At 72.3% G+C, this 13,039-nt stretch carries 12 protein-coding genes and 2 tRNA genes; 12 read left to right on the top strand and 2 right to left on the bottom strand.

Annotation, left to right across the window (positions count from 1 at the left end; translation table 11 throughout):
- Nucleotides 1-52: 52 nt before the first annotated feature.
- The 3 genes from QRT03_RS14835 (at nucleotide 53) to QRT03_RS14825 (ending at nucleotide 3,467) form a co-directional block, all read left to right on the top strand.
- Nucleotides 53-3,007 carry a UPF0182 family protein gene (locus QRT03_RS14835; protein ID WP_286053669.1) on the top strand — a complete coding sequence of 985 codons (2,955 nt, stop codon included), beginning with the start codon at nucleotides 53-55 and terminating at the stop codon, nucleotides 3,005-3,007.
- Nucleotides 3,008-3,046: 39 nt separating this feature from the next.
- Nucleotides 3,047-3,123, top strand: a tRNA-Met gene (locus QRT03_RS14830).
- Nucleotides 3,124-3,390: 267 nt separating this feature from the next.
- A tRNA-Met gene (locus tag QRT03_RS14825) sits at nucleotides 3,391-3,467 on the top strand.
- Between the two features lie 221 nt (nucleotides 3,468-3,688).
- On the opposite strand, the gene QRT03_RS14820 is transcribed toward QRT03_RS14825, so the two are convergent.
- The gene (locus tag QRT03_RS14820) at nucleotides 3,689-4,048 is read right to left on the bottom strand and encodes a DUF952 domain-containing protein (protein WP_286053667.1); all 360 of its coding nucleotides are present in this window, start codon (nucleotides 4,046-4,048) and stop codon (nucleotides 3,689-3,691) included.
- A gap of 45 nt (nucleotides 4,049-4,093) precedes the next feature.
- On the opposite strand from QRT03_RS14820, the gene QRT03_RS14815 reads away from it, so the two are divergent.
- Both QRT03_RS14815 and QRT03_RS14810 read left to right on the top strand, forming a co-directional pair.
- On the top strand, nucleotides 4,094-4,405 hold the full coding sequence (locus QRT03_RS14815; protein ID WP_286053666.1) for a YggT family protein: 312 nt from the start codon (nucleotides 4,094-4,096) through the stop codon (nucleotides 4,403-4,405).
- Between the two features lie 56 nt (nucleotides 4,406-4,461).
- A complete protein-coding gene (locus QRT03_RS14810; protein ID WP_286053664.1) occupies nucleotides 4,462-5,052 on the top strand; it encodes a class I SAM-dependent methyltransferase in 591 nt (196 codons plus the stop codon).
- On the opposite strand, the gene QRT03_RS14805 is transcribed toward QRT03_RS14810, so the two are convergent.
- Nucleotides 5,049-5,972 (bottom strand): alpha/beta fold hydrolase, encoded by a 924-nt coding sequence (locus tag QRT03_RS14805; RefSeq protein ID WP_286053663.1) that lies wholly within the window; start codon nucleotides 5,970-5,972, stop codon nucleotides 5,049-5,051. The two genes, QRT03_RS14810 and QRT03_RS14805, sit on opposite strands and share 4 nt — an antisense overlap.
- Nucleotides 5,973-6,054: 82 nt before the next feature.
- Between QRT03_RS14805 and QRT03_RS14800 the strand changes: the two genes are divergently transcribed.
- The 7 genes from QRT03_RS14800 to ftsE all read left to right on the top strand — a co-directional run bounded on the left by QRT03_RS14800 (nucleotide 6,055) and on the right by ftsE (nucleotide 13,037).
- On the top strand, nucleotides 6,055-7,230 hold the full coding sequence (locus QRT03_RS14800; RefSeq protein ID WP_286053661.1) for a glycoside hydrolase family 3 N-terminal domain-containing protein: 1,176 nt from the start codon (nucleotides 6,055-6,057) through the stop codon (nucleotides 7,228-7,230).
- A 55-nt stretch (nucleotides 7,231-7,285) separates the two neighbouring features.
- On the top strand, nucleotides 7,286-8,458 hold the full coding sequence (locus tag QRT03_RS14795; protein WP_286053659.1) for an acyl-CoA dehydrogenase family protein: 1,173 nt from the start codon (nucleotides 7,286-7,288) through the stop codon (nucleotides 8,456-8,458).
- A gap of 12 nt (nucleotides 8,459-8,470) precedes the next feature.
- Nucleotides 8,471-9,568, top strand: coding sequence for an acyl-CoA dehydrogenase family protein (locus tag QRT03_RS14790; protein WP_286053658.1), 1,098 nt, complete (start codon nucleotides 8,471-8,473; stop codon nucleotides 9,566-9,568).
- A gap of 95 nt (nucleotides 9,569-9,663) precedes the next feature.
- Nucleotides 9,664-9,993 carry a putative quinol monooxygenase gene (locus tag QRT03_RS14785; RefSeq protein WP_286053657.1) on the top strand — a complete coding sequence of 110 codons (330 nt, stop codon included), beginning with the start codon at nucleotides 9,664-9,666 and terminating at the stop codon, nucleotides 9,991-9,993.
- Nucleotides 9,990-11,120: a DUF3500 domain-containing protein gene (locus QRT03_RS14780; RefSeq protein WP_286053656.1), complete on the top strand. Its 1,131-nt coding sequence runs from the start codon at nucleotides 9,990-9,992 to the stop codon at nucleotides 11,118-11,120. The genes QRT03_RS14785 and QRT03_RS14780 overlap by 4 nt, the downstream gene beginning before the upstream one ends.
- A 39-nt stretch (nucleotides 11,121-11,159) precedes the next feature.
- Nucleotides 11,160-12,275 (top strand): peptide chain release factor 2, encoded by a 1,116-nt coding sequence (prfB, locus tag QRT03_RS14775; RefSeq protein ID WP_286053655.1) that lies wholly within the window; start codon nucleotides 11,160-11,162, stop codon nucleotides 12,273-12,275.
- A 72-nt stretch (nucleotides 12,276-12,347) separates the two neighbouring features.
- Nucleotides 12,348-13,037, top strand: coding sequence for a cell division ATP-binding protein FtsE (ftsE, locus tag QRT03_RS14770; protein WP_286053652.1), 690 nt, complete (start codon nucleotides 12,348-12,350; stop codon nucleotides 13,035-13,037).
- Nucleotides 13,038-13,039 lie beyond the last annotated feature (2 nt).

The raw sequence follows: 13,039 nt of genomic DNA, 5'->3' as shown, positions 1-13,039 counted from the left end.
GGACGCGCTCCCGCCGTGCCCGCCCCGACCATCCTCTGGAGTGTGACCGCCCGTGGCCAACCGGCCGGCGACCGGGAACCCGCAGCTGTCCCGGCGCACGAAGTCGCTGCTCGTCCTGGGCGCGATCGTGCTCGTGGTCCTCGTCGCCCTGTTCCGGCTGGTCGACATCTACGTCGACTTCGCCTGGTTCGGCGAGGTCGGCTTCCGCAACGTCTTCACGACGGTCCTCGCGACGCGGGTCATCCAGGCCGTCGTCGCCGCGGTGTTCATGGGCGGCCTGCTCGCGCTGAACCTCTACATCGCCTACCGCACCCGCCCGGTGTTCGTCCCGGTCGCGGGGCCGGAGGACCCGGTCGCGCGGTACCGCACGGTCGTCCTGTCGCACCTGCGCCTGTTCGCGATCGGCATCCCGCTGCTCGTCGCCGTGATCGCCGCGCTGTCCGCGCAGAGCGACTGGCAGACCACGCAGCTCTTCCTGCACCAGACGCCGTTCGGGGTCGTGGACCCGGTCTTCTCCCACGACATCGGCTTCTACGTCTTCGCGCTGCCGTTCTGGCGGGCGGTGCTGTCGTGGCTGTTCGTCGGGATCGGCGTCAGCTTCGTCGCGGCCCTGGTGGCGCACTACGTCTTCGGCGGCATCCGACTGGCCGGCCGCAACGGCTCGCTCGCCACCGCCGCCCGGGCCCACCTCGCCGTCCTGGCCGGGGTCTTCGTCCTGCTCAAGGCGGTCGCGTACTTCCTCGACCGCTACGACCTGCTGTTCTCCGACCGCAAGGCCTCGATCGGCGGGGCGAACTTCTTCGGCGCCAGCTACACCGACCTGAACGCCGCGATGCCGGCCAAGCTGATCCTGCTGCTCATCGCGGTGATCTGCGCGGCGGCGTTCTTCGCCGCGGTGTTCCTGCGCAACCTGCAGATCCCGGCGATCGCCCTGGCGCTGCTGGTGCTCTCCAGCGTGCTGGTGGGCGCCGCGTGGCCGGCGGTCCTCGAGCAGTTCTCGGTGCGGCCGAACGCCAACCAGCGCGAGGCGGTCTCGATCGACCGCAACATCCAGGCCACCAGACAGGCGTTCGGCCTGACGAACGTCAACATCGAGCCCTACGCCGGGGTCACCGACCAGAACGCCGCCGGGGTGCAGCAGACGGTCTCCACCGACCAGGCGACCGTGCCGAACATCCGGCTGCTGGACCCGAACCGGCTCTCGCGCACCTTCACCCAGCTCGAGCAGCGACGGAACTTCTACGGCTTCCCGGCCACCCTGGACGTCGACCGGTACTCGGTGAACAACCAGCTCCAGGACTACGTGGTCGCGGCCCGCGAGATCGACCCTGACAACCTGGTCGGCAACCAGCAGGACTGGATCAACCGGCACCTCGTCTACACGCACGGCAACGGGTTCGTCGCCGCGCCGGCGAACACGGTGAACGCGCCGCTGGACACCAACGGCGGCCAGGGCGGCTACCCGCAGTTCCAGGTCTCCGACGTGGACACCCCCGGCCCGTTCGGCCTGCAGCAGCCGCGCATCTACTACGGCGAGCTGGTCAACGGGCCGGACGACTACGCGATCGTCGGCGCCGACCCGGGCGCCGCGCCGCGTGAGTACGACACCGACTCGCGGCAGTACACCTACACCGGCACGGGCGGCGTTCCGCTGTCCAACCCGCTGAGCCGCCTGGCGTTCTTCACCTACTACGGCTTCGAGCGGAACATCCTGTTCAACTCGTCGATCGGCGAGAACTCGCGGATCATGTACAACCGCGACCCGATCACCCGGGTGCAGAAGGTCGCGCCCTGGCTGGAGCTCGACAGCGACGTCTACCCCGCCGTCGTGAACGGGCAGATCAAGTACATCGTCGACGGGTACACGACGCTGCCGCGCTACCCGTACGCGCAGCAGGTCCCGCTCTCCGACGCGACCCGCGACTCCGTCGGCCAGGCGCAGCTCGCCCCGCAGACCGCGGGCTACATGCGCAACTCGGTCAAGGCGACCGTGGACGCCTACACCGGCAAGGTCGACCTCTACGAGAACGACCCCCAGGACCCGGTGCTGCAGACCTGGGAGAAGGTCTTCCCGGGGGTCGTGCAGCCGGCCTCGGCGGTGCCGCCGGAGCTGCGCGAGCACTACCGCTACCCCGAGGGCATCTTCAAGGTCCAGCGCGACCTGCTGACCCGCTACCACGTCTCGGACCCCAACGAGTTCTACTCGACGGTGTCCTTCTGGGACGTGCCGTCCGACCCGACGTCGGACGCGGCGGCCGCCGCCGGTGACCCGCAGCCGCCGTACTACCTGCTGGCGGACGACCCGCGCCGCGGCGTCGTCAACACCCCGCAGTTCCAACTGACGACGGCCCTGGTGAGCCTGCGGCGCGAGTTCCTCTCCGCGTACCTGTCGGTGAGCTCGGACCCGGGCAGCTACGGGCAGATGACTCTGCTCCAGCTCCCGACGGACACGCAGACCCAGGGGCCGCAGCAGGTGCAGACGCAGTTCCTGTCGTCGCCGCAGGTCTCCACGGAGCTCAACCTGCTGCGCCAGCAGGGCACGCAGGTGCTCTACGGCAACCTGCTGACGCTGCCGATCGCGGGCGGCCTGCTCTACGTCGAGCCGGTCTACATCGAGCGCTCCAACCAGGAGTCGTCGTTCCCGCAGCTCTCCCGCGTGCTGGTGAGCTTCGGCGGCCGGATCGGCTACGCCCCGACCCTCGCCGAGGCGCTGACCCAGGTCTTCGGGTCGGCGGGCACGGCGACGGCGACCCCGGGCGGGGCCGGGCAGCCGCAGCAGCCGGCGACCGGCCAGACCCCGGCGACGGGTCAGGCGCCGGCCGCGGGTGCACCCGCCGCCGGGGCGTCGGCGCAGGTCATCTCCTCGGTCAACGCGATGAACGCCGCGCTGGACCGGCTGCGCACCGCCCAGCAGCAGGGGGACTTCGCCGGCATCGGGCAGGCCCAGCAGGACCTGGCGACCGCGATCAACCAGTACCGGGCCGCCACCGGGGGGACCCCCGGGTGATCGACCGCTCCACCCCGTCGCGTAGTGTTCTTACTGCGACGCGGGGTGGAGCAGCTCGGTAGCTCGCTGGGCTCATAACCCAGAGGTCACAGGTTCGAATCCTGTCCCCGCTACCACCTCGAAGGGCCCCGCACTCCGGTGCGGGGCCCTTCGTCGTTCGCGGGATCCCGGCCGTGGGTGTCGCCGGTGGCCCGCAGTTGGGCCACGCCCTATTCGTCCGTTCCCGACGGCGGGTCGGGCCGGCCCGGGGATGTCGACGGTGGCCCACGGCTGTCGCTGGATGTCGGGGACGGGACACGCTCGTCGTCGACACCGACCCCCCTGCGTGTCGCCGGTTCACCAACCGGTAGTCTTGTCGTCATCGCCGGAAAGCACGGCGACGGCGCGGGGTGGAGCAGCTCGGTAGCTCGCTGGGCTCATAACCCAGAGGTCACAGGTTCGAATCCTGTCCCCGCTACCACCACGAAGGGCCCCGCACTCTGGTGCGGGGCCCTTCGTCGTTCCTGATTGTGGGGGCTCGTTCGTCGAGCGGGTACTCAGTGCTGCCGGGGTCGCCCCGGAGCAGCGCTGAGTACCTGTTGATCATTGCGACGGTCGGGGTGGCGGCGTGGATGGCGCCCTGCACGCATCCTGTGCGAGCAGGTCGCCATCGTCGCCCCGTCGATCAGGCCGGCAGCCCCCTCAGCGCTCCGCGAGGGACGCCGGGAGGTGGAAGGACCCGTCGGGGTCCGGGGGGAACTCGTGCACCGCGACGACGGCCGCCACCGGCAGCGGTCCGTAGACGTGCGGAAACCACGGGCCGGAGGTCTCGACGACCCCGCCGGCGCGCACCCCCGGCTCCCAGCGCACGGGGACGCCGACGAGCGACGGGTCGACCTCGAGCAGCAGCAGGTCCTCGCGACCGGCGTAGAGGCGGGTGGCGGGCAGGGCCACCGTGCCCGGGTCCGAGCAGTGCACGAACCCCTCGCTCGCCAGCGACGGGGGCGTCAGGGCCTCGCCCGCGGCCGTCCAGTCGGAGCGGGTGCAGATGTGGAGGATCATGACCCGGGATCCTGGTCCTCACACGCCGCAGGCCATAGTGGAGGCATGCAGGGGAGTGCGTCCGAGATCGTCATGCTCTTCGTCTATTACGTGCTCTTCCTGTTCTACCTGTTCCTGATCGGGCGCCTGGTGGTCGAGGTGGTCCGCGGCTTCGCCCGCGACTGGCGGCCGGCCGGGGGCACCGCGGTCGGGCTCGAGATGATGTACCGCGTCACCGACCCGCCGGTGAACCTGCTCAAGCGCCTCATCCCCGCCGTGCGCATCGGCAACATCAGCCTGGACCTGTCGATGCTGATCCTGCTGCTGGTCGTGTTCATCCTGCAGCGCATCGCCCTCGCCTACTCGATCCGCGGCTGACGGCGACCGGGTCACCTCCGGTGGTCGACCGACCGACGAGGTGACACCCTGCCGACGTGACAGCTGCCCGTGACCTGCTGACGTTCGTCTCCTCCGCCGTGCGGAGCCCGGGAGTGATCGGGGCGGTCGCGCCGAGCGGGCGGGCCCTGTGCGACCTGCTCGCCTCGGTGGCGCCGGCGGACGTGCCGTCGACGGTGGTGGAGCTCGGCCCGGGCACGGGCGTCGTCTCGCAGGCGCTGCGTCGTCGCCTGCACCCGGACGCGCGGCACGTCGCGATCGAGCTGGACCGCAGCATGGTCGCGCTGCTGCAGCGGAACCTCCCGTGGCTCGAGGTCGTGCCCGGCGACGCGAAGGACCTGCAGAAGCTGCTGGCCGACGTCGGGATCGACCGGGTCGACGCGATCGTCTCCGGGCTGCCGTGGACGCTGTTCAGCCGCGAGGCGCAGCGCGCGATCATGGACCAGGTCAACCGGGTGCTCGTGCCCGGCGGGGTGTTCACCACCTTCGCCTACGCGCACGTGATGAACCTGCCGACCCAGCGCCGCTTCCGGGAGCTGCTGCAGGAGAGCTTCGACGAGGTGCGGGTGACCCCGATCGTCTGGCGCAACGTCCCGCCGGCGCTGGCCTACCAGTGCCGGAACGTCTAACCGACGAGCTTCGCCCCGATCGACGCGGCCGACATCTCGCCCGGCGTGGTCGCGTCGCAGAAGCCGGTGAGCAGCTCGACGAAGCGCGCCGGCTCGTCGCAGTGCGGGAAGTGCCCGGAGCCGTCGAACACCTCGAGGCGCGCCCCCGGCATGAGGCCGGCGGCCCGGTAGGCGTGCCCGACCGGGATGATCGGGTCGCGTCGGCCCCACACGACCATCGTCGGGAGCCCCTCGGTGAGGTAGAGCCGGTCGGTGCCGCTGACCCGCTGGCCGGCCGGGCCGATGACGCCGCGGATGGTGTCGACGAACGCGTCGGCGTGGGCGCGCTCGGTCAGCGAGGCGGCGTGGCGGGCGTACTCGACGAGTGACACCTTCTCCGCCGGCGGCAGCGGGAGCGCGGCGGCCGCGCGCAGGGCGGACACCCCCAGCCCGAGCAGGCCGGTCCGCGCGAGCACCGGCAGGACGATCCCCGCGCCGGGCAGGGAGGCGAGGCGCAACGTCGGGCTGACGCCCCGGCCGAGCCCGCCCGAGGAGACCAGCACGAGCCGGGAGCACATCTCCGGGAACTGGTAGGCGAACTGCATCGCCACCCCGCCGCCGAGGGAGTGCCCGACGACGGTGACGCGCCGGTGCCCGAGCGCCGCCAGGAGGTCCCGCAGGCCGTTCGCGTAGGCGCCCATCGAGAAGTCGCCGGCCGGCCCCGCCGACTCGCCGTGCCCGAGGAGATCCGGCGCGATCACGAGGTGCCGGCAGCCCTCGTCGGCCAGGCGCTCCAGCACGGGGTTCCACGTGGACGAGCTGCCGGCCACGCCGTGCAGCAGCACCAGCACCTCGGGATCATCCGAGGCCACCTCCGGGCACGCCTCCGACCAGGCCATCCGGTGCCCGTGCAGGGTCACCGCGCGCCGCGTGGTGCTCATGACACCGCATCGTGTCGGATCCGGCGCGCCGCCGCCCACCCTCGCCCTCCCGGGACGCGGGGGATCCCTAGCCTGGGCGCCGATGTCACGCTCCCGCGCCGGTGCCGCCGCCCTGCTGACCACCCTGGGCCTCGTCGCCGCGTGCGGCGGCCAACCGGCGGGCGGGGCGCCTGCCGCCCCGGCCCCGACGACGACCGCCGCGGCCGCCCCGACGTCGACCGCCGCCCCGGCCTCGTGCGCCACCCGCACCTACGACCGGCTGAGCGAGGAGCAGCGCTTCGCCCAGCTCGTCGTCATCGGGGTCCCGGCGGGCGGGATCAGCCCGGCCGCGCGCACGGCGCTCGGCCTCGAACCGGGCGGGATCATCCTGACCGACGGCGAGAGCGCGAGCGCGGACGCCGTCACGAAGGTGGTCACCGGTGCGCAGGCAACGGGTGGCGGCGAGGTCCCCCTGCTCGTCTCCGCCGACCAGGAGGGCGGACAGGTCCAGGAGCTGGAGGGCCCGGGCTTCCCGACGATGCCCACGGCGCTCGTCCAGGGCCGCGACGCGGACGGGCTCCGCGCGCAGGCGAAGGGCTGGGGCGAGGCCCTGCGGGACGTCGGCGTGACGGTGAACCTGGCCCCGGTCGCGGACGTGGTGAACCCGGCACTGGGCGAGGCCAACGCCCCCGTCGGGAAGTTCGACCGCCAGTACGGCGACGATGTGCCCACCGCCTCGGCCGGGGTGCGGGCCTTCGTCGGGGGCATGCGCGACGCCGACGTCGCCCCCACCCTCAAGCACTTCCCGGGGCTCGGGGAGGTGCGGCAGAACACCGACTTCGCCGGCGGGGTGGTGGACTCCACGACAGGCCCGGACTCGCCGTCGCTGCAGTCCTTCGCGGCGGGCATCGAGGCGGGCGCGCCGCTGGTGATGATGTCCTCGGCGCGCTACGCGAAGATCGATCCGGACAACCAGGCGCTGTTCTCGTCGCGGGTGATGCAGGACGTGCTGCGGGACCGGCTGAAGTTCACCGGCGTCGTCATGACCGACGACGTGGGTGCGGCGGCCGCGCTGGAGGACACCCCGGTCGGCGCGCGGGCCACGAAGTTCCTGGCTGCGGGCGGCGACCTGGTGCTCACGATCCGGCCCGGGGATCTCGCCCCGATGCTGGACGCGATCACGGCGGCGGCGCGCGAACCCGCCTTCGCCGAGCGGGCGCACGACGCCGTCCGTCGGGTGCTCGCCCTCAAGGAGCAGCGGGGGATCCTGACCTGTTGATCAGACCTACCCACCGGTAGTGCACGCTCGCCGTGGACCTGCGAGAGTGCGGGCCGTGGACCTGACCTACACGGCGGAGGAGGAGCAGTTCCGGCAGGAGCTGCGCACCTGGCTCGCCGAGAACATCCCCACCGAGTGGACCCGGCCGGGCTACTGGGCGACGCTCTCCGACACCGAGTCGTTCGAGAAGCGGCGCGAGTGGGAGGCGCGCAAGACCGCGGCGGGCTTCTCCGGCATCCAGTGGCCCGTCGAGTACGGCGGCCGCGGCGGCACCCCCGGCATGAAGGCCATCTACGACGAGGAGACGGTGCGCGCGCACGCGCCGCAGACCGTCAACGTCCTGGGCCTGACCTTCCTGGCCCCGACGATCATGGCGATCGGCACCGAGGAGCAGAAGGCCGAGATCATCGGGCCGATGCTGCGCAACGAGGTGATCTGGTGCCAGGGCTTCTCCGAGCCCGGCGCCGGGTCGGACCTCGCGGCGGTGGCGACCCGCGGTGTGCTCGACGGTGACGAGTACGTCGTCAACGGCCAGAAGATCTGGACGACGAACGCCATGCACGGCGACAAGATCTTCACGATAGTGCGGACCGAGGCGGGCTCGGAGAAGCACAAGGGCCTGTCGATGCTGCTGATCGACATGAACCAGCCCGGCGTCGAGGCCCGCCCGCTCAAGCAGATGAGCGGCGCCAGCGAGTTCGGTGAGGTGTTCTTCACCGACGCCCGCGTCAAGGCGACCGACTGCCTCGGCGAGATCGGCCAGGGCTGGCGCACCGCGATGTTGCTGCTGTCCTTCGAACGCGGCGCCTCGGGCGTCGGGCAGTACACGGAGTTCCGGCGGCAGTACGACGACATCGTCGCCCAGGCGAAGCGCTTCGGCCGCGCCGACGACCCGGTGGCCCGTCAGGAGCTCGCCCGCTGCCTGGTCGAGCTGGAGTGCCTGCGCTACCACGCGATGCACATCCTCACCCAGGTCGAGCAGGGCAAGGACCTCGGTTCGGAGTCCTCGATGACGAAGCTGCAGTGGTCCGAGGCGTTCCAGGACCTCTGGGAGGCCTTCGAGCACGTCCTCGGCCCGGAGGCGACGCTCGCTGCACCGCGGCCCGACGTCGACCTGTCCCCGTTCCACGCGCAGGACCACTGGTCCCGGTCGGTCACGATCTGGGGCGGCTCGTCGCAGGTCCAGCGCAACATCGTCGCCGAGCGCGTGCTCGGCCTGCCGCGGTAGAGGAGACGGCGCGTGTTCTTCGCACTGACCGACGAGCAGCAGGCCTTCGCCTCGACGGTGACCGAGTTCCTGGCCGACCGCTTCGACCTCGAGGCCGTGCGCGGCGTCGTCGAGGACCCGGACGGCGACGGCCACCCGCTGACGCTGTGGAAGGGCCTCGCGGACCAGGGGGCGCTCGCCGTCCTCGTCCCCGAGGAGCACGACGGACTCGGGCTCGGCCTCGTCGACGCCCAGGTGGTCGCCCGGGCACTCGGCGCCGGGGTCGCGCCGGGCCCGTGGCTCGCGACCGTGCTCGCCGCCGAGGCGCTGCGGATCGCCGGGTCGGCCGAGCAGCAGTCCCGCTGGCTCCCGGCGCTCGCCGCGGGGGAGACCGTCGGCACGGTCGCGCTGCGTGGTGAGGGCGGGGCTTGGGACGGCTCCGGCATCACGGTGGACGTCAACGACGGGAGGCTCAACGGCTCGGCCTCCCCGGTCGACTACCCCGCCGTCGCCGGCCTGATCGTCGTCGCCGCGACGGACGCCTCCGGCACGCCCGGGCTGTACCTGGTGGAGGCGGGCGCGTCCGGCCTGACGGTGCGCGACCAGCACACCTACGACGGCACCGCCCGCGTGGGCGCGCTGGAGTTCGCGGACACGCCGGCCGAGCCGCTCGCGTCCGGCGACACCGTCGCCGTGCAGGCGCTGCTCGCGCGCGGCGCGGTGCTCAACGCCGCGGACCTCGTGGGCGTGGCGCGCGAGGCGCTCACCCGCACCGTCGCCTACGACCGCGACCGCAACCAGTTCGGCGTCCCCGTCGGGTCGTTCCAGGCGCTCAAGCACGCCCTGGCCGACCTGCACGTCGCGGTGACGATGGCCGAGCACGCGGTGCTCTTCGCGGCGCACGCGCTGGACACCGATGATCCTGGGACGGCGATCGCGGTCGCGGTCGCCGGGTCGAAGGCGTCGGACGCGGCCTGGAACGCCACCGGCGCGATGATCCAGTTCTTCGGCGGCATCGGCTTCACCTGGGAGCACGAGGCGCACTTCTTCTACAAGCGCGCCCGTCGCCGGGCCCCGCTGTTCGGGTCCTCCGCCGAGCACCGCGAGGCGCTGGCGGCCCTGACCTTCTAGAGCGGGGCCCGCCTGTTCGGGCAGGTCGGGCTGCGCGTCGGGTCGAGGGGTGATGGCATGACGGCCGTCACCCCTCACCGACGAAGGAGACCCCCGTGGCGAGCACGCCGACCCAGGACGACCGCAGCCTGCTCACGGTCATCGCGCGCATGACGGCGAAGCCGGGCAAGGAGGCCGAGCTGCGGGCCGGTCTCGAGGCGCTGATCCCGACGACGCTGGCCGAGGACGGCAACGTCAACTACGACCTGCACGTCGCCGAGGACGACCCGGCCACGTTCTTCTTCTACGAGAACTGGACCTCCGGCGAGAAGCTGGACGCCCACCTCGCCGCGCCGCACCTCGTGGACTTCGCCGGCAAGCTCGACGACCTGCTGGTCGGCGGTGCCGACGGCCTCGTCATCTCCCGGGTCAAGCGGATCGCGTGAGTCCGACCCCCGCGTCCGTCGCCTCGGCCATGGCCGAGGCGGCGGCGGCCTGGATCGAGACCCTCGACGACGAGCAGGCCGCCCAGGGCTCGTGGGAGTGGCCGGGGTCGAAGGCCGCCGAGGCCGAGCGCCTGCGGTGGTACTACACGCCCACCGACCACGGCGGGCTCACCCTGCATGAGCAGCTCCCGCACCAGCAGCGCGGCGCGATGCGCCTGCTCGCCGCCGGGCTGTCCGAGGCCGCGTACGTGAGCGCCTCGACGATCATGGGGCTGGAGAACGTCCTCGACCGCACCGAGGGCTTCGCGACCGGCTTCGCGCGCGACCGCGGCCGCGACCCGGGGATGTACTACCTGCGGGTCTTCGGCGACCCGGAGGGGGACGCGCCCTGGGGCTGGCGCTTCGGCGGCCACCACGTGTCGGTGAACCACCTGGTCGTCGACGGCGCGGCGGTCGCGGGCTCGCCGTGCTTCCTCGGCGCCGACCCGATGGTCTCCCCGCTGCTCGGCGGGCAGGAGCTGCGCCCGCTCGGCGGCATCGAGGACGCGGGGCGCGCGCTGCTGCACGCCCTCGACGCGTCGCAGCGTGAGCGCGCGGTCCTCACGTCGACCGCACCGGCCGACATCATCGGGGCCAATCGCGTCGAGGTCTCGCCCGGCGACCGGTTGATCCCGCTGCCGGACCTGTGGCGCGGCCACTTCGACGACCAGACCCTCGAGGACCGCCTGTGGTCGATGCACGACGGGCTCGAGAGCCGGCTCGGCGTCACCGAGGCCGACCGCGCCGCGACCGAGTTCGCGGCGCGGCCGAAGGGGGTCGCGGCCACCGATCTGTCGAGCGCGCAGCGGGACGTGCTGCGTGCGGTCGTCGCGGTCTACCTCGACCGCATGCCGGAGGGTCTGGTCGAGCGGGAGTACGAGCGTCTCGACCTCGGCGGCGTGCACTTCGCGTGGGCCGGCGGCGTGGAGCGCGGCGACCCGCACTACTACCGGCTCGAGGGGCCGGGCCTGCTCGCCGAGTGGGACAACACGCAGCGCGACGTGAACCACGCGCACTCGGTGTGGCGGGTGCCCGGCCACGAGTTCGGCCGCGACGTCCTGGCCGACCACCTGCGCGAGCACCACTGAGGTGTCGGTCGTCCGTGACCCCGGGATTACCCTGGGGTCGTGGACGACTCGACCGCGACCCAGCTCAAGGACCTCGCCGCCAGCCTCGACTCGGTGGAGGCGGCGATGGACCTCGACGGTCTGCGGCGGCAGGTCGCCGAGCTCGAGACGCAGGTCGCGGCCCCGGACCTCTGGGACGACGTCGAGACCGCGCAGAAGCTGACCAGCGAGTTCACGCACAAGCAGGCCGATCTCCGGAAGGCCGAGTCGCTGCGCTCGCGCCTGGACGACCTGGCCACGCTCTACGAGATGGCCGACGAGGAGTCCGGCTCCGACGCCGCCGAGCTGACCGCCGAGGCGGACTCCGAGCGCGCGTCGCTGCACGGCGACATCAGCGCGTTCGAGGTCCGCACCCTGCTCAGCGGCGAGTACGACGAGCGCGACGCGCTGGTCACCGTCCGGGCCGAGGCCGGCGGGGTGGACGCCGCGGACTTCGCCGAGATGCTCATGCGGATGTACCTGCGCTGGGCCGAGCGGCACGGCTACCCGACGGAGGTCTACGACACCTCCTACTCGGAGGAGGCGGGCATCAAGTCCGCGACGTTCAAGGTCTCCGCGCCGTACGCGTACGGGACCCTGAGCGTCGAGCAGGGCACCCACCGGCTCGTGCGCATCTCGCCGTTCGACAACCAGGGCCGCCGGCAGACGAGCTTCGCCGGGGTCGAGGTCGCGCCCGTCGTCGAGTCCACCGACCACGTGGAGATCGACGAGAAGGACCTCCGTGTCGACGTCTACCGGTCGTCCGGCCCCGGCGGGCAGGGCGTCAACACCACCGACTCCGCGGTCCGGCTCACGCACATGCCCACCGGCATCGTCGTCAGCTGCCAGAACGAGCGCTCTCAGCTCCAGAACAAGGCGACCGCGATGACGGTGCTCGCGGCCAAGCTGCTCGAGCGCCGCCGCGCCGAGGAGCGCGCGCTGCTCGACTCGCTCAAGGACTCCGGCTCGTCCTGGGGCAACCAGATGCGCTCCTACGTGCTGCACCCCTACCAGATGGTGAAGGACCTGCGGACCAACCAGGAGACCTCGCAGACCTCCCAGGTGCTCGACGGGTTCATCGACGACTTCCTGGACGCCGGCATCCGCTGGCGCAAGCAGACCGAGGCCGCCGCCTAGCAGGTCGCGACGACGGGTCACGACGGTTCGCCCGTCCGGGAAGATCCTCCCCGCCGCGTAGCATCGCGCCCCGTGCTCCGGCTCGAGAACGTCTCGAAGATCTACCCGACGTCCGCGCGGCCGGCGCTCGACGACGTCTCGGTGGACGTCGAGGCGGGCGAGTTCGTCTTCCTGATCGGCCCCTCGGGCTCGGGGAAGTCGACGCTGCTGCGCCTGCTGCTGCGCGAGGAGACGCCCACCCGCGGCAGCGTCTACGTCGCGAACTGGAACGTGGCGCGGTTGCCGAACCGCAAGGTGCCGCGGCTGCGCCAGCGGATGGGCTGCGTCTTCCAGGACTTCCGCCTGCTGCCCAACCGCAGCGTCGCCGACAACGTCGCGTTCGCCCTCGAGGTGACCGGCAAGTCCGACCACACCATCCGCACCGTCGTACCGGAGATGCTCGAGCTGGTCGACCTCACCGGCAAGGCCGACCGGATGCCCGCGGAGCTCTCCGGCGGTGAGGCGCAGCGCGTCGCGATCGCGCGGGCCCTGGCGAACCGGCCGCTGGTCCTGCTCGCCGACGAGCCCACGGGCAACCTCGACCCCGAGACCAGCGACGACATCATGCTGCTGCTCGACCGGATCAACCGCGCCGGCACCACGGTCGTCATGGCCACCCACGACCGTCAGATCGTCGACGCGATGCGCCGCCGGGTGGTGGAGCTGCACCTCGGCCGCCTGGCCCGCGACGACGCCCGCGGCGTCTACGGGGCCCGCCGGTGAAC

The sequence above is a fragment of the Actinomycetospora termitidis genome (assembly GCF_030286555.1).
GTDB lineage: Bacteria > Actinomycetota > Actinomycetes > Mycobacteriales > Pseudonocardiaceae > Actinomycetospora > Actinomycetospora termitidis.
The sequence above is the reverse complement of the archived record's forward strand: the minus strand, read 5'-3'. Positions and strand labels throughout refer to the sequence as shown.

Bases quoted from the DNA above. Each gene is read 5' to 3' on its own strand.
- QRT03_RS14805 (WP_286053663.1), bottom strand. From the start codon at position 5,972: ATGAGCACCACGCGGCGCGCGGTGACCCTGCACGGGCACCGGATGGCC.
- QRT03_RS14820 (WP_286053667.1), bottom strand. From the start codon at position 4,048: ATGATCCTCCACATCTGCACCCGCTCCGACTGGACGGCCGCGGGCGAG.
- QRT03_RS14815 (WP_286053666.1), top strand. From the start codon at position 4,094: ATGCAGGGGAGTGCGTCCGAGATCGTCATGCTCTTCGTCTATTACGTG.
- QRT03_RS14800 (WP_286053661.1), top strand. From the start codon at position 6,055: ATGTCACGCTCCCGCGCCGGTGCCGCCGCCCTGCTGACCACCCTGGGC.